The following is a 19,581-nucleotide window of genomic DNA, read 5'->3' as shown; positions in this document are numbered from 1 at the left end:
ATGTTACAGATAGCGGACAAAAAGTTTAACTCCAGATTGTTTACGGGAACGGGAAAATTCAGTTCATCTATCGTAATGAAAGAGGCCATATTGGCTTCTGAGAGTGAGTTGGTAACAGTGGCGTTAAAACGTGTAGATGTTGAAGATAGTCAAGATGATATTTTACGTCATTTAAACCATGCACATATCAATTTATTACCGAATACATCGGGAGTACGTACGGCAAAAGAAGCGGTATTTGCAGCGCAGTTATCCCGTGAGGCTTTAGAGACCAACTGGGTGAAATTGGAAATTCATCCGGATCCAAAATACCTACTCCCCGACCCTATTGAAACCCTTAAAGCCGCTGAGGAACTTGTAAAATTAGGGTTCGTTGTGATGCCTTACATACATGCAGATCCCGTGTTGTGCAAACGTCTGGAAGAAGTGGGTGTTCAGTGCGTTATGCCTTTAGGCGCCCCTATAGGAAGTAACAAAGGATTAAAAACACAAGAGTTTTTGGAGATCATCATTGACCAAAGCAATGTGCCCGTAATTGTAGATGCCGGTATTGGTGCACCATCACATGCTGCTTATGCGATGGAATTAGGTGCAGATGCAGTTTTGGTCAACACGGCGATAGCTGTTTCCCAGAATCCCGTTGAAATGGGCAAAGCGTTTAAAATGGCAGTAGCTGCGGGCAGAATGGCTTATGAAGCAAAGTTGGCTCCGGTAGTCCACAAAAAAGCGGAAGCCAGTAGTCCGTTAACCAGTTTTTTGAATTAAAGTAATATGGGCAGTTTTAAAGATATTTTCGACACCTATAATTGGGACGATACCCTAGCCAGTATTTTTTCTAAAACAGAGAACGATGTATTACGGGCTTTGGGCAATACGAAAAGAGACTTAGAGGATTTTAAAGCATTGATTTCACCCGCTGCCAAACCGTATTTGGAGCAAATGGCACAGCTAAGCCGTCAATTGACAAAAAAGAGATTTGGGAATACCATACAAATGTATTCGCCCATGTACTTGAGCAATGAGTGCCAGAATATTTGTACGTATTGCGGCTTTAGCATGACGAACAAAATTCCAAGAAAAACGCTAACGGATGCCGAAATCTTAAAAGAAGTAGCTTATATAAAATCTAAAGGCTATGACCATATTCTATTGGTAACTGGTGAGGCAAATAGAACAGTTGGCGTTGATTATATCGATAATGCCTTACAATTGATTCGTTCGCAGTTTGCTAATATTACCATAGAGGTACAACCATTGTTACAAGATGAATATGAGCAATTGATAGAGAGCGGACTCTATGCGGTTTTAGTATATCAAGAAACCTATCATAGAGATGAGTATAAAAAACACCATCCGAAGGGTAAGAAATCCAATTTTGATTTTAGACTGGATACTCCCGATCGCTTAGGCAAAGCAGGTATTCATAAAATTGGATTAGGAGCTTTATTTGGGTTAGAAGATTGGCGAGCCGATAGCTTTTTTACAGCATTGCACTTAAAGTATTTGCAGAAGACGTATTGGAAAACAAAGTACTCCATTTCTTTCCCAAGATTACGACCACATTCAGGTGGCTTAGAACCAAAGGTTGAAATGACCGATCCAGGTTTGGTGCAACTAATCTGTGCCTTTAGATTATTGGATGAAGATGTAGAACTCTCTATTTCTACGCGTGAAAGCGAAATCTTTAGAAATAACATTGTCAATTTAGGTATCACCTCAATTAGTGCGGAGTCCAAAACCAATCCCGGTGGGTATGCAGTTGCGCCCGAATCTTTAGAACAGTTTGAAATATCTGATGAAAGACCTACGGAAGAAATCACCGCTATGCTAAAATCGCAAGGACTTGATGTGGTTTGGAAAGATTGGGCTAATAATTGGGAATAGACAACTTACGTTATTTAAGATATTCATCATCCGTAACGGGTTGAAACCATTCCGCAGCACCTTTTTGGCGGTCAGATATGGCAATATGTGCAAACTCGGAATTTGCAGCGGCACCATGCCAGTGTTTTATATTTGGTAAGCACTTTATCGTCTCTCCTATACTTAATATACGTTTGGGCTTTCCTTCTTCTTGATAGTAACCTTCACCTTGGGTTACGATTAATATTTGCCCTGCCGGATGTGAATGCCAATTAGTACGTGCGGCGGGTTCAAAAGTAACCAAACCGGCATACATGGTATTTAAACTGTCCGGCGCTGTCAACATATTTAACCACGCGGTACCCGTAAAATTCGAGTTTTCTATTTGAGTCCCTTTCTCGAACAGTTCAGCTTCTTTTTTACTTTCTTTTGGCGTCATGCATGCGGACAAAAGTAACAGTAACATAGCGATAGTAAAGTATCCGGTATTTTTCATGGCTGTTTTATTCGGTTCTACTTTTCAATACTTCTGTAAGTACTGTTTTTGTTGCAAGAACATTATCTTCAGTTGTAGTTTTTACTAAGATTTCGGTAAACTCTATCAATTGTTCGGATAGCCAACCCACGTTCAATGAAAGGTTTAAGTGGCTTCTTAGCATAGGCTCTAAACTTCCCAAACTTGCAATGACCGAAATGGTCACTAGTTCACGTTGTTTATAGGTAAGTACATCTCGCTCAAAAATATCCGCAAATAGATGCTCTTTAAGAAACCTGTCCATTTCAGGTGAAAACTTCTGGTATTCTGGTTTTCCATCCAACGGTCTACCAACAAGTTCTTCCAAAACAGTCTTTCCCCGTTCATATTTACTGCTGGAATCGTCAATAGTTGTGGCTTCTGGTCCCCACTCATCATCTATACCTTTAGCTGTTCTTTCTTCCAGCACTTCTAAAAGTGTTTGCAAACCGCGTATACTTCTTGGGAACCCTGCATAGGCATACAAATGAACCAATATCTCTTTAACTTCATTTACGGTGAGCTTATGGTCTAAGCCTTCATTTAGAACATCCTTGAGCTGAGATAAATTACCTTGGGCAGTGTGACTTGCAATTTTGATTATACTTTTCTCTTGGTTGGATAAAGCATTATCTGATGTTGCTTGTTGTGCTATTGATTGACAACTGATAAATAATACTACCCAAACCAAAACTGTCATCGTGCTAAGAATACTTCTTAAAAGCATGATAGGTTTAAATCTAAATATCTTTAATTTCATGATTAATGAATTAGTCGTTCAGTTGATCGGCAACACTATCATAATATTCTTGTGTTACCACTTCGGTCCATGTGGTGGGTTGTCCTCCTCCATAAATCGCTAAATAGGTAACATCACTATCTTTAGTTGAAGCGTGCCAGTGCTCTGTTTCTTTATCACATTTGATCACATCGCCTGCTTTAAGTATCACAGGGTCTTTTCCTCTTTCTTGATAATAGCCTTCACCGTCTACGTAAATAAGAATTTGAGAGGTTGAATGTTTGTGCCAGTCTAACGTAGAATTTGCCTTAAAAGTGGCTTTGGTAATATTAAAGTCGGTTTCATCATCAGCCTGTAATACACCGTTCAACCAAGCTTCGCCAAGGTAATGCGTATTTGGTGCCTTAAAGCCCTCGTCTTTGTATGAGGATACTTTGTAGTCCGTATTTTGGGCAAAAATGCAGATAGGAAGCATAAACAGTACTGTTGTAATTAGATTTTTCATTTCTTTTATTTTTTAGTTTAATTTCTTCTAGCCAATTGTACATTACATCGGCTATTTCTTGATTATTTAAATCGGACATGGGAAAGTGCGTGTTTCCCTTGATTCCTATTTCAGGTAACACTACTAAAGTAACGTCACCACCAGCGTCATTTACGGTTTTTGTCCATTTACGTGCCATGGAAAGAGCGGCACGCCATTGGTCTTGACCAGGGTTTTCAACTTCAGTTTCAGGGATGTAATCCCCATAATAAATTACAATGGGAATTTTGGTCAGTTTTTGAAACTCTACCATAGCAACACCTTTAGCACGTAATGTTCCGCCTACATTGGAAATAGGCTCAGGAATGTTATCTTCCGGAAAAACAAAATTACTACCAGGTTCGTACGCTACTATAGCTTTTATACGATCGGTCTTTAGGGCGGCACTCCAACCTTGTCCGCCACTATGGGAATGGGTAACAAGGATTCCGTCACCAATTTTTCCGAATAATTGAGAAACCGCTTCAATATTAAGATTGATGTTTAAAGGTCCCGTATCTGGTGTACTACGACGGAAAAATTGATCTAAAGCTTCAGGGTCCTTAGAAAATTGAACGTTCGGATAAAAACGTGTACCCTCGCCCATTCTGAATATGCCGAACCAAAGCTGATCTTCAGTTTTAGATTCCAATGTTTTTGGCTCTAAGCTTTGTCCTGCCAATCCCCTTCTGGGTTGATCTAATAAATAGACAGGATACCGTTTCTTAAGGAATATACTTTGAAATCCTTCCCTGTTATCTGGAGTGCTTTGCCAAGTTCGCATGGACTGACCGTAGCCGTGCCAAAACACTAGCGGAAGATTGCGAGGTTCTGTAGGAATTTGATAGAATACCGACGCGTGGTCACCATGCAAGGTCTGCCCTTCGGTACTTTGATTTGTGGGATTAAAAGCACCATGGGCAATGGGGTCGAAAGTGCCAGAGCTTTTCTTAACCGAACCACCAACGGCAAAAGTCCCTTGTTCTTGAATAGAAATAATATCATTCGATTCAACAGGATTATCTGCTATTTGCTTGTTTTGTTCATTACAGCCAATACATAAAAGTATGCTTGTAAGTACTACTGTATATTTTAGCTTTATCATGTATTACTTTGTTTATGTATTCATTTTATTAAGGGGTTATGCCTTTTTTTAAATCTTTCTTTTTGTTGGAAAACTATAGTTCAATAGCACGCTCCAAGTGAAATCATCATCGGGCAATATTTGGGTGCTTATGCCTTTATTTATAACACCTGTCAACGAAAGTGGACATTGCTTTTTACCAATGGTCAAGAACGCTGAGATATAATATCCGGTTAAATCGTCAGAGGTAAGATAGTAAACTTGAGGTGTAAAATTGATAAAAAACGATTCTGAAATGGGAATTTGACTAAAGGCAGCATTGAGCACCAAAAAATTAGTTTCTTTTACCCCAGCATCAAAACCGCGACCATATAGATAATACATACCAATACTCGTATGCTTTGATAATTTATAACTGGGTACCACTTCGGCACCCAAATACCTTCTAGATTCTAAAAGTTCTTCGGTATTTCCGTTTCTAATAACATTTACAGTTCTAAAATTCAGTCCGGGATGCGCCCCTACCCTCAGTGAAAACTTTTCTTTTTCAATCACTTTATAGCGAAACCAAAAAAGCATCGTCCACGGTTTGGCATCAAGGGAAAAACGGATGTCAGGCTCAAAACTAAACTTATTTTTGATGAATTTTAAATCGAATAGCAAAGCGGGATCACCTAAAGAAAAAGAAGGAACCAATGAAACGCCATTGTGGGTGATGCTAGCACTTCCTCTAAAGTCATCTAAAAACCTATAGTTTTCATCTTTTGCATTTTCCTGTGCATTAGCGGTACTGAATAACAGCAATAACATTAAAGTTCCTATCTTCTTCATTGTACGTGATTACAATGTCAAAATTAGACTAAGAAAAAGGGTAGTATACTACCCAAATAACGGATGTTTATACCAAAATTACAGATAATACATATGTAGCTTGATGATGTGATCATCAATAGGTTATCTTTATTTTAAATACAATGAGTTGTGAAGAATATTTTAGAAATTAAAACCATTGCAGACTACTTTAAATTAAGAAATTACGAAGTTCTGCATCCTTTGGTAGGTATTGTCGATTTTAAAAAGGTAAACCAATCCGGATATACCAATAAATCCTACGACGGATTTCATTACAGCTGTTATGCTATTTTTTTGAAAGATGCAGTGGGTTGTAAACTTAAGTATGGCGGTAACTCATATGACTATGACGAAGGTACCTTGGTTTTTATGGCGCCCAACCAGACTATTGAACTTGGCGGCTATGAACCGGGTTTTGTACCCAAAGGCTATGCTTTGCTTTTTCACCCAGACCTATTGCTGGGTACAAGTTTGGCAAATAAGATTCACGAATTTAATTTCTTTGCGTACTCAAGTAATGAGGCTTTGCATTTATCCGCTAAAGAGCGAAAGCTAATCTTGAGTTTATTGGAAAAAATTCAGTTTGAATTGGAACAGCCCATTGATAAACATAGCAAGAAACTGATTGTGACGAATATTGAACTATTTTTAGATTATTGCCTTCGTTTTTATGACAGGCAATTCATTACACGTGAAGTAGTGAATAAGGGTACTTTAGAGAAGTTTGATCATCTACTTTCTCAATATTTTTCATCGGAAAAGCCAAAGATCAATGGTTTGCCTTCGGTAGCTTATTTTGCGGATCAGCTTCATTTATCCTCCAATTATTTTGGGGACTTGGTTAAAAAGGAAACCGGCAAATCTGCCCAAGAATATATTCAAGCGAAATTGATAGATGTAGCTAAGGAAAAAGTATTCGACCCTAACAAATCGGTCAGTGAAATCGCCTATGAACTCGGCTTTAAATATCCACAGCATTTTAGCCGTTTGTTCAAACAAAAAGTAGGGCGTTCCCCTAAAGAGTTTAGGGCGACGTTGAATTAAACAGATTAAAACTAGAAGTTTGAAAATCACTATTTAAACAAACCTTCTAAGTTTTCCAGTACACCATGAGCCGCACTTTCTCCTGCTAACATTGCGGCATTTAAGGAACCGTTCAATTGTACATCTCCTGCTAAATAAATGGTTTCGGTCAAGCGTGTTTCAGAAGGCGGTACTTCGTATTGCAGTTGGCTCAAGTTTGGTAAAGAAATAGGAATATGGTAATGTTTTATAAATGTACAGGGGGTTATGCCAAAGTATTCACTTAATTCTTTTTGAACGCTTTTTACAAGCTCTTTTCCAGTTACCCCTTTATTGTTAACTACCTTTACCGAAAGCAATTCCTTACCGCCGCTAACCATGGTTTCAAGACTTGTGGGGTAAAAAATGTTATTGATTAACGAGTCGGTTTCAGGTAGAAGTCCGATTAATTTTTTATTGATTTTTCTGTTTTCGGTTTCAAAATATAAGGTGTCACAACTATGCCATTCCGTAGCTTGATTCTTTAGATTTCTGATTAGTTGACTAGGTTCTGTTGCAACAATCGTAAAATCGCTTTCTATTTTAGTACCGTTGGTAAGTAGGATTTCTTTTTCGCTTATGGAAGCTACTGCGGTATTGTAGTTTATAGAAGTGTTTTGTAGCTGACGGACTAATTGCTTTGGAATTTCTTCCATCCCTCCTTTTGGTACTGCCGCATCACCTTCGCCGAACATTTTATAAACAAACTCAAACATTCTACTAGATGTTTCTAATTGGTCTTCAAGAAAAATTCCACCGAAGAAAGGTTTAAAAAAGTCATTTATCATATCGGCTGAAAAGCCAAAATCCGTTAAGTAAGAAAGAGTCGATTGCTCTTTGGTTTCAAAAATATCTGAAAGGGATTTATTTTTAAGTTTTGTATTTAATCGTAAAACTTTCAATTTATCAGCAACGGTACCAATATTTGCGAATAGTGTTGAGAATATGAGGCTTATATCTCTAAGCGGGTCGCCTATAACGTGTTGTTTTGTATGCTTGAAAATTGCTGCGCCAGGTAAAAAGCGTTGTAGGTACAAAGATTTATAATTTAGATATTTTTGAGCGGCAGGATAGGCTGTAAGTAGCACTTGAAACCCTTGGTCTAATTGATATCCGTTTATAATATCCGTTTTTACCCTACCTCCTGCTCTTTCTGTTGCTTCAAGAATTATGGGAGAAAATCCTTTTTGTTCTAATACAGTCGCAGCTATTAATCCGCTAACACCGGCACCAACAATATGTATTTTATAATTCTGCTTTTCCATAATTACCTTCTACGCTTTAATACTATTCCTAATTAGAAAGGTGAAATTAAGGAAGCATTTCAATTTTTTTCATTATTTCATCAGCTTCAAAAGCTTTTTGATCACTCATTTTTCTGTTTGCCGTAGACAATGTATGAGCTTCTTTCAGCAGCTTTTCATATTGAGATTGTAATTTTTCTTTTTCCGACTTCTTTTTAAAAATTCTGAACATATTTTTAGTATTTCTATGAATTAATCTCAATAAATGATAATTCAAAAATACATAATGTTTAATTATTTATATAAAAAATTAAACAAATAGTTAGAAGTAACTTTGTAATAAAAGCTTTGCAAAAGTTAAGAGTGGCATACAAAGGATGAAAATTAACTTTAATCTTCCCGCAACCTAGAAATTACCTTGCCCACATTCTTTTCTTCGAACTTTCCTATAAACTTAAGGGTATAAGTGATAAATGATGATTTTGGAGATTTGATGAATTCTCCCAATCGTAAAACAGTTAAATCCATATTGCGTATCGCATCATCTTGGTGCCCAACTCCCAAACCCCATAATAAATTGGCATTATACCATGATAGTGCCCTTGCTTTACCTAAACTAAAATTGATGATTTCTTCATCGGTATTCTTACCTGCAATGTCCAATATAAATAACAAGGGAGAAACCCTACTTAATCTGTCTTGCATTTCATTGACGATATTACCAAGAATATTATTTACGATATTAAAATCATTTTCTATATCGCTAATTTGTTTGCCTTGCATTACAGCGCTTGCGGCTAATCCTAAATCAAGATTAATATGGGTATTGATACCTAACATGATATGCTGTAAAATGGTTAAAGGTTCGTTTTTAGCACTAAAAGCGAACTGCCAAGATTTACTTATGGGTGTTTGTCTGGTATAGCCATTATATGCATCAATATAATAGTTGGCAAAGGCAACATCAAAAATTTCCATGCGGGCATTGTCCTCAAAGTTACCTAACACTATTTCATTTTGAATTTCAGCGGTAACCCTTCTATAGAGATAGGCGAAATAACCAATGCGGCTATTCGTTGTAATGGCATCATCAATAATGATATCCAATTGATCTAGTACTTGCTGTATGGTGGTTGGTCGGCTGATTTTCTAAGAATAAAATTTACGAATGCTAATTTTTAATTACTTTAAAAATATTCAATTCAAATAGTTTAGGTGCTATATAAAATAGGTTTTTACAATTCCCTTATTTTTACATTTCTAAACCAAGATTCAAAATACCAATTTTGAAATGCAATTTTACCTTGGGTTGCTTTACCGAAGTCAGGTGCGTCTTTAAATTTGGAGTTGGCAACTTTATTTTTCCAAACGGCGGAGTTTATCTCTTCTTGGGCCGTAAGTACGCCGTTAAGATAGAACTGAATTTTTCCGTTTTGTTGAATAATTCGTGTGGTATTCCATTGCCCAACTGGGTTGGCTTCCACAGTATTTAATTGTGGCGCTAATCCCCATATAGTACCAGGTCTTTTTAAAGGAGTTTTGGTATCCATATGTTCAGGTTCCAATATCTGATACTCAACACCAGTATTGTAAGTTGCTTTGTATTCCGGAGTTTCTTGCACATTGATAAATGCCCCACCGTTTCCTCTAAGTGCCATTTGCCAGTCAAATTGCAGCTCGTAGTTTTCATAAACTTTATCGGTCACTAAATCCCCAAATACTTTACTTTCATCCGTAGTATTACAAAAAATCATACCATCTCTTACTTCCCAAGCCGAGAATTTGGTGGAATCTGGTTTGTTGAAAAGATGCCAGCCTTCTAATGATGTACCATTAAAAAGTAAGCGCCAACCTTGTTCCTTTTCAATATCCAATAATTGATTATGTACCTTGTTTTTAGCTGCTATTTCTTTAGAACGATTAATTTGGAACTCCTTTTTCTTTTCAGTTTTGCAAGAGATGATGATAAAAATGAATGATACTAGAATATAAAGGGAGGATTTGGTCATTAGTGTAATTTATAATATTGATTTGATGAATTCGGTCAGGTAATATCAGAAATAATGTGGTGATTTCAAATAGAAATCACCACTTGAACTAGAAAGAAACAATTTCAATTGCTTTATTGCAAGTGGTTTTTCATTAAACTATAACTAGTTACGCTATTATTATTTTGTCTAAAAGGTTCGTGATAGATTTAGTATTCAAAAAGATGATGTGTTATAATGTATATAGTTTTGGATAACTGTTATTTCATTTTTTTAAGGAGAATTTTACATCAAATGGTACTTATGTAGACCATTTATGCTTTTTATCTGAATTAATTTCTCACTTTGTGACAATGGTATACTTTTCTTGTTCTAAACTCAAATAGTATGAAATTGGAACTGGTAATTGTAGATGACTCTACGTTGTGGTTGTCGTTAGCAGAGAAACTTGCAAAAACCCATCCATTAGTAGGTAGTGTAACAACTTTTGATGATTCTTATGACGCTTGGGTACACATACAGATCAACAAACCACAATTTGTGATTTCGGACATTGAAATGCCGGGTATGAACGGACTCTCTTTTTTGGAAATGTTCGCTGATCGATTACCTTTTATATCAAGTTCAACAAAACAAGAATTCGAAGATGTAGCCAGAGAGCTCGGTTGTGTAGATTTTATAACCAAACCATTTACGAAATCAGGACTTCATAATTCTATAGATCTAGTATATGAAAAACTATATGGTAAAAGTGATAAGACCATATCTCGTAGTAACTATCAAAATTATAACGCATATAACCAATAATCGGCTTATAAATTAATCAGCCTCATTTTAATATTCAATTTTCTCCACACACTTAAAAGTAAGAATATACCTACATTAAATATCTTTTCACAACAAAAATGTTTTAATCTAAATTTCTGTTTGTAATTTTTCGGAAATAAACGGTTAAATGCTACATATTTTATTTGCAAAGAAAAGCTTCCCCATTGTTTTTTTACTGGTTCTTGTTTGTACCACAAAACTTCTAGGACAATCGGAAAAAAGTACTCTTAATAAAATTAACGAGTTGCGTTTGGCATCCAATTTTAAGCCAAAAAGTCCACAGTATATAGATTTGATTCTTGAATTGGCAAAAGAAAAAATTCGCGAAAATCCTGATACAACGGCAATTTTATTAAAAGAAGGACTTGATTTAAGTCTAAAATCCAATTACAGAGCAGGAGAAAGTAGAGCCTTATCTACTTACGGTTATTATTATTTTGAAAAAGGGGAAAAAGACAAAGCTTTGGATCACAATTTAAAAGCTTTGAATATTGCCGAAAAATATAATCTTGGCGCTGAAAAACTAAAAGCGTTAAACAATATGGGCTTGGATTATACCATTCAAGGGGAAGATGCTCTTGCGCTTACCCAATTTTTAGAAGCTTTAGAAGTAGCCGATAAAATTGGTGATATTGGTATGAGCATTAACATCAACGTTAGTATTGGTACCCTTTACGGTAAGAACGGAGACTATCAAACAGCTGCTACTTTTTTAGATATAGCCCGTGATTTAAGTTTAGAATCTGAGGATAACAAGGCTTTACCTTATACATTTTTAAACATGGCTTCTCAATATGCTGATATGGGCAATTATGAGCGTGCCAATGAATTAATTGATAAAAGTATAGTCTTTTTTGAAAAGAAAAATATAAAGGATTGGTTGTCTCATTCTTATGAGCAAAAAGGTAGTATTGCGCTACGACAAAAACAATATGAAAGAGCACTAAAATACTTGCTAAAAGCAGAAGAATTATGTGATAAACTGAACTTTACTTATGGTTATGCTTTGGTATACTTAGCATTGTCAAAATGTTATCTTGGATTAGATAATATAGACAAAGCAGAATATTATGGTTTAAAATCATTAGAATTTGGCGAAGATTTAAATGTTGAAAATGTAATTAAAGAGTCAAATTCAATTTTAGCACAAACATATCATAGAAAAGGTGATAATACGTTGGCCTATAATTACCAAACGGCATATTTGGAACTATATAAGATCGGTGCAGATGAAAAGTTTAAAAAAGGTCTTGGCATTCTACGAAGCAAAATGGAATTTGAGAACCAGAAAAAACAGTTGATAGTAGAAAAGAACAAAGAAATTACCAAACAAAAAAAATACATATACATTACTATCGGTGCTCTGGTGTTACTTCTAATATTTTTAATTTCTGTTTATAGAACCAATAAATTACAAAAGAAATACACACAAGAACTACAAGAAAAGCAAGAGATTCTATTGCAACACGAAACTGAGTTAAGTGAAGCCAATAAAACAAAAGACAAGCTTTTTTCTATTATTGCCCATGACCTAAGAGGACCTATAAATTCTTTTTACGGATTGCTAGAATTGTCTTTGACAGAACAGATGACTAAAGAACAATACAATGTGTTAATCCCCAAAGCTTTAAATAATATACAGGGAATTTCGGTAATGCTAAACAATCTATTAGAATGGGCCAAAGCTCAAATGAACGGTATTGTGGTAGAACCCCGTGAATTGGAAATAAACTCAGTTCTTGAAAATACCATAAAAGTATTGACTCCCCTAGCCTCAAAAAAAGATATAAAGATTGTTAACGAAGTACCAGACACAAAATGTTTCAGTGATCAAAATCATTTGACTATTATTCTTAGAAATCTAATAAGTAATGCTATAAAGTTCACTCATGTCAATGGAACTATAAATATTAGCGCTACTAGAAAAGACGATTTCTTAGAAGTTGCTGTTTCAGATAATGGTATTGGTATGAGTACGAAAAAGGTAGAACAACTTTTTAAAAATGCTCATGTAGATTCTACTTTTGGTACCAACAATGAAAAAGGTACAGGTTTAGGTCTTTTTTTATGTAAAGAAATGGCAGAAAGTAATGGTGGTAAATTATGGGTTACCAGTATTGAAAATGTAGGAACTACAGTGTTCTTCACAGTGCCATTACATAAGTAAACACTATTTAATTAGATGTATTTTATTTATTGAAATTATTCTCAAGGGATGGTTTAAGTACTTGCATTTTATTTTAAAAAGATAATTTTTTTGTTAAAACTGCGTTTTAGCAACTCACAAATTATAAAACCATTAACCAATGAATTTCAAGATGTTACCGATTACCGTATTGTTTCTGTTTATTACAAATGTTTTCGCACAAAATAAAGGTGTGGTAACGTTTAAGAATGGAGATGTCAAAGAAGGATTTATTGAAAATAAAGGCAATAAGATTCTGTTTTATGCAAGTGAAAGTGCAACACCAGATAAAATTGCCCATGAAGATATAGAACATATTAAAACGGGAGATATCGAATATTTTAGAACTTCACCAAAGTCTAAAAAGTTAGAAGAATATCAAGTAATGGTTTCTGGAGAAACTATGCTTGTAGCACGTAATATTCAAACGAATTATGGTAGCATGAAAGTTGAGCATGAAACTACATACGTACAAAATGGGAATTTAACGGCAAGTCAAAGTATGCAGGTTTCAAGAAGAGTTGTAAGGGGACCAAGCAATAGAGGTACTATTATAAAGTATTACATTAAAAAACCAGGAGCCAATATTGAACAAGTATACAGATTAATTGTTGGTGATGTTGATTGGATCGGCTACAAGAAAAAAGTGAAGAAACAATTGGGCGATTGCAAAGAACTTATCAATAAAATGAACAACGGAGACTTTAAAGATGAAGAATATGGTAAAGGAGCAGAATTGGCTGCTATCGTATTGTTCTATAATCAGAACTGCGGTAAGTAAACTTAGCTTGTTGTAAAGATTATTACATCCTACAATATCAAAGCCTATAGTAATCTATAGGCTTTTATTTTTATAGTATATTGCACTATACGCTATTAAAGGTTTCTCTAAATAGCCTTATAGACCATTTAGGTCTTAAAGAATTTAATACTTAAGAATGGGGCAAGAGCCATCTGTTTGCGAAGAACGTGTTTACAATCAAATTTATAGAACCCATGCAGAAGTTTTGCGAAATTACCTGTACTATAAGTTTGGTGACATGCAATGTGCAGAAGATATTGTACATGATTCTTTTGTGAAATTATGGAACAAATGTAGTTCTGTAGTGTATGATAGGGTAACTGGTTTTTTATATAAAATAGCCCGCAACCTTATGATAGATAACCTTAGAAACAAAAAAGTGGCCTTAAAATTTGAAAAAGGCCTAGTACACGTACAAGAGAACGAGGACCCTTATTTTAAATTGAGAACTAAAGAATTTAGGTCTAAACTAGAATCTGTTATTTCTAACTTGCCCGAAAAGCAACGTGAGGCTTTTTTAATGAACAGGATAGATAAATTAACGTATAAAGAAATAGCCTTACGATTAGAAGTTAGCGAAACGGCCATAGAAAAACGAATTTCAAAAGCATTGATAAAACTGAACAGTATTACAGAAATTAAAGATTTTTCTATTTAGCAGGTTGGTTAAATAGTTTTTAAAACGTATTACTAGTATGAGCAAGCATTTAGAAGATAAAAATTTAATTGCACGTTGGATGGATGATCGTTTAAGTAACGAGGAGAAAGAACAACTGAAGAAAACGGGAGAACTAGATGCGCTCAAAGCTGTAGTCGATGATATCGACACATGGAAGGTTAAACCATTTGATGTAGACGCAGGGTTGGCCAAATTGAAAAATAAAAATGCTAATGTTGTACCCATTAATAGTAGTAAAAACAAAACATGGTGGAGTATTGCAGCAGGGGTTGCAGTACTATTTACATGTAGTTTTTTATGGTATTATCTTTCTAATGGGGATACAACGGTAGTTACCGAAATTGCCGAAAATAGAAGTATTACATTACCAAAGGGTACTCTGGTGGAGTTAGACGCAGCTTCAAGTATTTCATATAATAAAAATGAATGGGACAATACAAGGCTCATAGAACTTAAGGGGCAGGCATATTTTAATGTTACTAGTGGTAGTTCTTTTATAGTTGAAACACCTACAGCCCAAATTTCCGTTTTGGGCACCCAGTTTAATGTTAGTTCACAGAAAGAACAATTTTCGGTCTATTGCTATGAAGGTAAGATCAAAGTATCGTATCGAGATGAATCTGAAATTATTACAGTGGGGCAAAGTGTTATATTGAATGACGGAAAACTTCAAAAATCAACCCACCAATCCTCTGGACCAGAATGGATGAAAGGTATTAGTACATATGATAGAACTTCACTGAAAACAGTAATTTCAGATGTTAAAAGATATTACAACGTGAATATCGATTTGCCGTCAAAATATGAAAATCAACAATTTACGGGTACTATTGCACATAAAGATTTACAACATACATTGTCCACTATTTTTACCACAATGGAAATAGAATATAGCTTAAAAGAAGATAATACCGTTATTTTTGAATAAGAATACAATTGTAAAAGCATAGCATGATCAATACTAAAAGAACAAAGAATACAATAGTTCAGTATCTCATTCTTCTTTTCATGTGTTTTTTCTATTCTCATGCATCCTACTCACAAAATCAATCCGCACAAAAATTAGTCGATCGCCTAGAAACTTTGCAAAACACCTACGTTGTAGCATTTACCTATAACAATTCGCTTTTGGATCAGGTACTACTACCAGCAAATTTTAACTGCGATAATTTAAGTAACTGCATAGCGGCTATAAAGGAAAATGCTCCAATAAATTTTTTGGAGAACGGACCTGGTTCTTTTATGGTAGTACCTATAAGAAAAGATGTCACATTTACCGTTGTGGATAAAGATACTGGCGAGTCAATAGGAGATATTACTGTTCAGGTAAATAAGGGTGAAGAGCGCTTTTTGTATCCTATAAAATCTACATATACCGTCAAGAATCTATTCCCACTAGATTCCGTTCATATTCGTTCGGCATTTTACAATACCTTGCATGTAAAAGCTTCTGAACTATTGAATTTGAATACACCCTTGCGCCTAGAACATGCGATGATCCATTTGAACGAGGTTCAGATAACCGATTATCTAACACGTGGTGTAAATACTAAAATAAGTGACAATACCTTTCAGATAAACATGGAGTCTTTGGGTTTACTGGCAGGTGAAACAGATGGAGATGTTTTTAATGTCGTAAAAAATATACCGGGCGTGCATACACCAAGCGGAAAACCTGGTAATCTTAATTTTAGAGGTAGTACATTTGATCAATCCCTTATTGAAATTGATGATATTCCTATTTATCACAATGGTCATTTCTATGGTGCAATTGCACCTTATAACCCTACTACGGTTAGTAACATAGAAATTCAAAGAAATACCCTTGCCGCTAAATGGGGAGGTCGTGTGGGCGGACTTATACATATGACCACCAAGAATAAAGTGCCAGATTCCACGTCTTATACCGTTCAGGCTAATATGGTTTATGCCGGTGCAACAGTTGAAATACCAGTAGTAAAAGATAAATTGGCTTTTTATGTAGCAGGTAGGTCTAATTATCCGGGAATCAATTCTCCTAAGTTAACGGCATTTTCTAACCTGAATTTTCAAGGTAGCCGTTTAGAGGACGTTGCCGATGAAGTAAATAGCGATAATTTTGAAGTTGGTTTTTATGATATAAATTCCAAATTAGTATATGATATCAACGAAAACCATAAAGCTACCGTTAGTTACATCAATATTCAAAATCGCTTATCTGCAACCTTAGAGGACTTTGAAGATAAGGATAACAAAGACTTTCGCGATTTGTATTTAGATAATTGGGGAATGACCATTAAATGGGAAGGTACCTTTTCTGATAGACTTAGTGCACAAGCAAGATTAAGCAAATCGTCATTATACATCGATAATAAAAGTGAAGGTTTTTCAGCCGAAGAAAGGTCAAGTTTCGAAAAATATTCCAATACAATAAACGACACTCGGTTTATAAGTGAAGTTCAGCTACAAATAAACGAATTCACCGCGCTTGAAACCGGCTATACACTAACTGACTATAGTCTAAGATTCGATGAACGAAATGATGAGGAAAGTATTGACAGTGGTAGAAATCAAGATGCTTTGAACCACAGTATGTTTGCATCTATCAATAAGAATTGGAACGAAAAAGTAACGGCAAATTTTGGTCTGCATTCAGACTACTATGGTCCTAATAAAAAATTATATGTAGACCCTAGGGTTTCTATAAACGTAAGAACAAGTGATGCTTTGTTTCTTAAAACTTCTGCAGGGCGTTCACATCAATTCATACAAAAGAAATTACGAGACGATTTTGATGATTTTAATGATGATAGTCAATTTTGGTTTCTTCCTGATCAGACCACATCGGTATTAGAGGGTTATCAAACCATGTTAGGGGCCTTATATACTAAATCGGGCTGGTTGGTAGATGTAGAGTTATATGTAAGAAACACCAATAATGTAACACTGCAAACCAATACCGAAACACTAAAAGAAGGGAAGTTAAAAAGTATAGGAGCCGATTTCTTTGTAAAAAAAAGATGGAACAATTTTGAAGCCTTATTTAGCTATTCACTAAGTGAAGTCGATACCGATTTTGGTGAGACCCTGCCCATTTACTTTGATCAACGTCACATTTTACATGTTACTGGGTTATGGCATTTAGATCCGTTTTATTTAGCTGTTACTTGGGGATACTTTTCTGGCATGCCAGTAGTTGTTCCAGAATTTGAAACAGATGAAGGTACTTCTCAGAGCGATTTGGGTATTGTCTATACAAATAGATTTCCAAGTATGCATCAATTAGATGTTTCTGCCACTTATGCTTTCACCAATACCAGAAAAACTTGGAAGGGTATTGTGGGCTTATCTATTCTAAATTTATATGATCAAGATAATATTGTGAATATATTCCAGAATGAACCTCCAGTTGATGACCCCTATCGTAAAACTATTGACTTTGCTCCTAATCTTCAATTGAGTATACAGTTTTAAACAGCTTTTTTAAATATTTCAATAGTTTGTTTTTCAAGCATTTAGATTAAAATCTATGTTTAATTCATTTTTTTTTAGAATATAAGGGTTGGGTAAATCCGTAACCGAAACGTATTAAGGAAAAGGCACTAAAAAATGCCTTTAGTTAAACATTAACCTTAATACAAAAGTTATGAGAAATTATAGTGTTAGATGGGTGCTGATCATCCTATCGGTAATTTTAGTAAACGCCTGTGCAAAAGATGAATTGGATGTTCTTGAAATTAGTGAGACCGATACAGATGATTTTGAAACAGTAGCACAAGATTCTTTAACCGCCAGAAGACAGAATGACCGAAATAACAATTTAAACCCTTCAGAGGAAACCGTTCAACTTATTGTGGATTGGAATGACCTTTGGTTGGTGCTAGATAGATATACCAACGGGTTAAGACCCAATACAACGGCAAGAGCTTTAGGCTATATTCACTTAGCAGGTTATGAAACCGCTGTAGCGGATATGGACGGCTATGGGTCTACAGAAAATCAGCTTCAGGGCTTTAATCTTGATCAAGATGAAAGAGCTGATAATGTAGATAGAAATTTGGCTCTAAATACCTGCTATGCCTTGGTTTTAGACCATTTTATGTTCAGTGTTTCCAATAATGCCAAAGCAGGTATAGCCACTTTAGAAGATGAATTGGAAGAAGAACTATCTGAAGATCTTACACAAGAAGAAATTGAGAATTCCATAGCATGGGGAACTTTGGTAGCAGAAACGGTAATTGCCTATAGCCAAACCGATACCGAAGCCGAGTCTCAACAATTGGACCCTAACCCTGCATCTTACGTGGCACCTGTAGGTGAAGGCTTATGGGCGGCATCTGAAGGGGAAAGTGCTTGGTTTCCCTATTGGAACAGGGTAAGAACATTTGTTATTGGTCCTGATCAGACATCTAGTACGCCACCACCATTCGCACATAACACCAACAGAAATAGTGGTTATTACGAACAAATGGAAGAAGTGGAGATTTCTGCTACAACTGCCAGGTTATCGGATAATGAAGATCTGTGGATTTCAGAATTCTGGTCAGATGATGTAGAAGGCTTAATGATGAGTCCGCCAGGGAGACAGTTTTCCATTGCCAATCAGCTTATAGAACAAGAGGACTTGGATTACGAACAAGCATTAGAGTTGTTGTTAAAACTTGGTTTTGCAATGAATGATGCCGCGGTTTCCGCATGGGACGATAAATACACCTATAATACCGAAAGACCCAGTAGATTCATTCTGGAATACATCAATGACGATTTTCAAACGAATTTAGCTCGTTTTATATCTAGCCCTAATCCTGCTTTTCCTGCATATCCATCGGGTCATGCAACATTTGCAGCAGTAGCATCGGGAGTGTTTATAGACATATTTGGGGGAGACGCCATAAACTTTACGGATAGAACCCATGCCGGCAGATCAGAGTTTGATGGAACACCCAGAAGTTTTAATTCTTTTTCTGAAATGGCAGAAGAAAATGGATATTCTAGAATACCACTGGGCGTGCATATTCAAGCGGATAGTGATGAAGGAGCACGTTTGGGTTATGAGATATCTGCCGCAGTGAACAATTTTAGTCTGTCCCCTAATTTTTAATACTTAATCTATTGATTGTAGAAGTTCCGCCGGTAATGGCGGGACTTTTGCAATTTAAACTTTCCTACCTCTACCCTACTTTAATTTTAATGACCTGAATGACAAAAAACTACTTTTTAATTTTTATCAATCCTTTTT

Annotated in this window: 19 protein-coding genes; 10 read left to right on the top strand and 9 right to left on the bottom strand. The window is 35.6% G+C overall.

Annotated elements, in window-relative coordinates; translation table 11 throughout:
• A complete protein-coding gene (locus tag EXIGUO8A_RS17110) occupies nucleotides 1–765 on the top strand; it encodes a thiazole synthase (protein ID WP_159304103.1) in 765 nt (254 codons plus the stop codon).
• Between the two features lie 6 nt (nucleotides 766–771).
• A complete protein-coding gene (gene thiH, locus EXIGUO8A_RS17105) occupies nucleotides 772–1,884 on the top strand; it encodes a 2-iminoacetate synthase ThiH (RefSeq protein WP_159304102.1) in 1,113 nt (370 codons plus the stop codon).
• 10 nt (nucleotides 1,885–1,894) lie between these two features.
• Here the strand turns inward: thiH and EXIGUO8A_RS17100 are convergent, their stop codons facing one another.
• Genes EXIGUO8A_RS17100 through EXIGUO8A_RS17080 form a run of 5 tightly spaced genes read right to left on the bottom strand, consistent with a single transcriptional unit; the run spans nucleotide 1,895 to nucleotide 5,554 of the window.
• A complete protein-coding gene (locus EXIGUO8A_RS17100) occupies nucleotides 1,895–2,359 on the bottom strand; it encodes a cupin domain-containing protein (protein WP_159304101.1) in 465 nt (154 codons plus the stop codon).
• 7 nt (nucleotides 2,360–2,366) lie between these two features.
• Nucleotides 2,367–3,137 (bottom strand): carboxymuconolactone decarboxylase family protein, encoded by a 771-nt coding sequence (locus tag EXIGUO8A_RS17095; protein ID WP_236564511.1) that lies wholly within the window; start codon nucleotides 3,135–3,137, stop codon nucleotides 2,367–2,369.
• 10 nt (nucleotides 3,138–3,147) lie between these two features.
• Nucleotides 3,148–3,621, bottom strand: coding sequence for a cupin domain-containing protein (locus EXIGUO8A_RS17090; protein ID WP_159304100.1), 474 nt, complete (start codon nucleotides 3,619–3,621; stop codon nucleotides 3,148–3,150).
• On the bottom strand, nucleotides 3,521–4,744 hold the full coding sequence (locus tag EXIGUO8A_RS17085) for an alpha/beta hydrolase (protein ID WP_236564510.1): 1,224 nt from the start codon (nucleotides 4,742–4,744) through the stop codon (nucleotides 3,521–3,523). Before EXIGUO8A_RS17085 ends, EXIGUO8A_RS17090 begins: the two co-directional genes overlap by 101 nt.
• Before the next feature lie 48 nt (nucleotides 4,745–4,792).
• Nucleotides 4,793–5,554, bottom strand: a complete 762-nt coding sequence (locus EXIGUO8A_RS17080) for a hypothetical protein (protein WP_159304099.1) — start codon at nucleotides 5,552–5,554, stop codon at nucleotides 4,793–4,795.
• 150 nt (nucleotides 5,555–5,704) lie between these two features.
• On the opposite strand from EXIGUO8A_RS17080, the gene EXIGUO8A_RS17075 reads away from it, so the two are divergent.
• Nucleotides 5,705–6,619: a helix-turn-helix domain-containing protein gene (locus tag EXIGUO8A_RS17075; RefSeq protein WP_159304098.1), complete on the top strand. Its 915-nt coding sequence runs from the start codon at nucleotides 5,705–5,707 to the stop codon at nucleotides 6,617–6,619.
• A 29-nt stretch (nucleotides 6,620–6,648) separates the two neighbouring features.
• On the opposite strand, the gene EXIGUO8A_RS17070 is transcribed toward EXIGUO8A_RS17075, so the two are convergent.
• From EXIGUO8A_RS17070 to EXIGUO8A_RS17055, 4 genes are all read right to left on the bottom strand, one after another.
• A complete protein-coding gene (locus EXIGUO8A_RS17070; protein WP_159304097.1) occupies nucleotides 6,649–7,902 on the bottom strand; it encodes an NAD(P)/FAD-dependent oxidoreductase in 1,254 nt (417 codons plus the stop codon).
• A 46-nt stretch (nucleotides 7,903–7,948) separates the two neighbouring features.
• Nucleotides 7,949–8,113: a Lacal_2735 family protein gene (locus EXIGUO8A_RS17065; protein WP_159304096.1), complete on the bottom strand. Its 165-nt coding sequence runs from the start codon at nucleotides 8,111–8,113 to the stop codon at nucleotides 7,949–7,951.
• Nucleotides 8,114–8,271: 158 nt separating this feature from the next.
• Nucleotides 8,272–9,009, bottom strand: a complete 738-nt coding sequence (locus EXIGUO8A_RS17060; protein ID WP_262885587.1) for a DUF5995 family protein — start codon at nucleotides 9,007–9,009, stop codon at nucleotides 8,272–8,274.
• 107 nt (nucleotides 9,010–9,116) lie between these two features.
• The gene (locus EXIGUO8A_RS17055) at nucleotides 9,117–9,890 is read right to left on the bottom strand and encodes a 3-keto-disaccharide hydrolase (RefSeq protein WP_159304094.1); all 774 of its coding nucleotides are present in this window, start codon (nucleotides 9,888–9,890) and stop codon (nucleotides 9,117–9,119) included.
• Between the two features lie 366 nt (nucleotides 9,891–10,256).
• On the opposite strand from EXIGUO8A_RS17055, the gene EXIGUO8A_RS17050 reads away from it, so the two are divergent.
• From EXIGUO8A_RS17050 to EXIGUO8A_RS17020, 7 genes are all read left to right on the top strand, one after another.
• Entirely contained in the window at nucleotides 10,257–10,676 is a 420-nt protein-coding gene (locus tag EXIGUO8A_RS17050) for a response regulator (protein WP_159304093.1), read from the top strand.
• A 148-nt stretch (nucleotides 10,677–10,824) separates the two neighbouring features.
• Nucleotides 10,825–12,864 carry an ATP-binding protein gene (locus EXIGUO8A_RS17045; protein WP_159304092.1) on the top strand — a complete coding sequence of 680 codons (2,040 nt, stop codon included), beginning with the start codon at nucleotides 10,825–10,827 and terminating at the stop codon, nucleotides 12,862–12,864.
• A gap of 139 nt (nucleotides 12,865–13,003) precedes the next feature.
• Nucleotides 13,004–13,663 carry a hypothetical protein gene (locus tag EXIGUO8A_RS17040; RefSeq protein ID WP_159304091.1) on the top strand — a complete coding sequence of 220 codons (660 nt, stop codon included), beginning with the start codon at nucleotides 13,004–13,006 and terminating at the stop codon, nucleotides 13,661–13,663.
• A gap of 157 nt (nucleotides 13,664–13,820) precedes the next feature.
• Nucleotides 13,821–14,342, top strand: coding sequence for an RNA polymerase sigma factor (locus EXIGUO8A_RS17035; protein ID WP_159304090.1), 522 nt, complete (start codon nucleotides 13,821–13,823; stop codon nucleotides 14,340–14,342).
• Between the two features lie 37 nt (nucleotides 14,343–14,379).
• Nucleotides 14,380–15,291 (top strand): FecR family protein, encoded by a 912-nt coding sequence (locus EXIGUO8A_RS17030; RefSeq protein WP_159304089.1) that lies wholly within the window; start codon nucleotides 14,380–14,382, stop codon nucleotides 15,289–15,291.
• Between the two features lie 23 nt (nucleotides 15,292–15,314).
• The gene (locus EXIGUO8A_RS17025; RefSeq protein ID WP_159304088.1) at nucleotides 15,315–17,816 is read left to right on the top strand and encodes a TonB-dependent receptor plug domain-containing protein; all 2,502 of its coding nucleotides are present in this window, start codon (nucleotides 15,315–15,317) and stop codon (nucleotides 17,814–17,816) included.
• A 172-nt stretch (nucleotides 17,817–17,988) separates the two neighbouring features.
• A complete protein-coding gene (locus tag EXIGUO8A_RS17020) occupies nucleotides 17,989–19,443 on the top strand; it encodes a vanadium-dependent haloperoxidase (protein WP_159304087.1) in 1,455 nt (484 codons plus the stop codon).
• The last annotated feature ends 138 nt before the right edge of the window (nucleotides 19,444–19,581 follow it).

It is taken from the genome of Maribacter litoralis (assembly GCF_902506355.1).
GTDB classification, from domain to species: domain Bacteria; phylum Bacteroidota; class Bacteroidia; order Flavobacteriales; family Flavobacteriaceae; genus Maribacter; species Maribacter litoralis.
Note: the sequence above shows the minus strand (reverse complement) of the source record. Positions and strands in the feature narration are given on the sequence as shown.

Excerpts from the sequence above, each read along its gene's own strand:
- EXIGUO8A_RS17110 (WP_159304103.1), top strand. The coding sequence starts at position 1 with ATGTTACAGATAGCGGACAAAAAGTTTAACTCCAGATTGTTTACGGGA.
- thiH (WP_159304102.1), top strand. The coding sequence starts at position 772 with ATGGGCAGTTTTAAAGATATTTTCGACACCTATAATTGGGACGATACC.
- EXIGUO8A_RS17100 (WP_159304101.1), bottom strand. The coding sequence starts at position 2,359 with ATGAAAAATACCGGATACTTTACTATCGCTATGTTACTGTTACTTTTG.
- EXIGUO8A_RS17095 (WP_236564511.1), bottom strand. The coding sequence starts at position 3,137 with ATGAAATTAAAGATATTTAGATTTAAACCTATCATGCTTTTAAGAAGT.
- EXIGUO8A_RS17090 (WP_159304100.1), bottom strand. The coding sequence starts at position 3,621 with ATGAAAAATCTAATTACAACAGTACTGTTTATGCTTCCTATCTGCATT.
- EXIGUO8A_RS17085 (WP_236564510.1), bottom strand. The coding sequence starts at position 4,744 with ATGATAAAGCTAAAATATACAGTAGTACTTACAAGCATACTTTTATGT.
- EXIGUO8A_RS17080 (WP_159304099.1), bottom strand. The coding sequence starts at position 5,554 with ATGAAGAAGATAGGAACTTTAATGTTATTGCTGTTATTCAGTACCGCT.
- EXIGUO8A_RS17070 (WP_159304097.1), bottom strand. The coding sequence starts at position 7,902 with ATGGAAAAGCAGAATTATAAAATACATATTGTTGGTGCCGGTGTTAGC.
- EXIGUO8A_RS17065 (WP_159304096.1), bottom strand. The coding sequence starts at position 8,113 with ATGTTCAGAATTTTTAAAAAGAAGTCGGAAAAAGAAAAATTACAATCT.
- EXIGUO8A_RS17055 (WP_159304094.1), bottom strand. The coding sequence starts at position 9,890 with ATGACCAAATCCTCCCTTTATATTCTAGTATCATTCATTTTTATCATC.
- EXIGUO8A_RS17050 (WP_159304093.1), top strand. The coding sequence starts at position 10,257 with ATGAAATTGGAACTGGTAATTGTAGATGACTCTACGTTGTGGTTGTCG.
- EXIGUO8A_RS17045 (WP_159304092.1), top strand. The coding sequence starts at position 10,825 with ATGCTACATATTTTATTTGCAAAGAAAAGCTTCCCCATTGTTTTTTTA.
- EXIGUO8A_RS17040 (WP_159304091.1), top strand. The coding sequence starts at position 13,004 with ATGAATTTCAAGATGTTACCGATTACCGTATTGTTTCTGTTTATTACA.
- EXIGUO8A_RS17035 (WP_159304090.1), top strand. The coding sequence starts at position 13,821 with ATGGGGCAAGAGCCATCTGTTTGCGAAGAACGTGTTTACAATCAAATT.
- EXIGUO8A_RS17030 (WP_159304089.1), top strand. The coding sequence starts at position 14,380 with ATGAGCAAGCATTTAGAAGATAAAAATTTAATTGCACGTTGGATGGAT.
- EXIGUO8A_RS17025 (WP_159304088.1), top strand. The coding sequence starts at position 15,315 with ATGATCAATACTAAAAGAACAAAGAATACAATAGTTCAGTATCTCATT.
- EXIGUO8A_RS17020 (WP_159304087.1), top strand. The coding sequence starts at position 17,989 with ATGAGAAATTATAGTGTTAGATGGGTGCTGATCATCCTATCGGTAATT.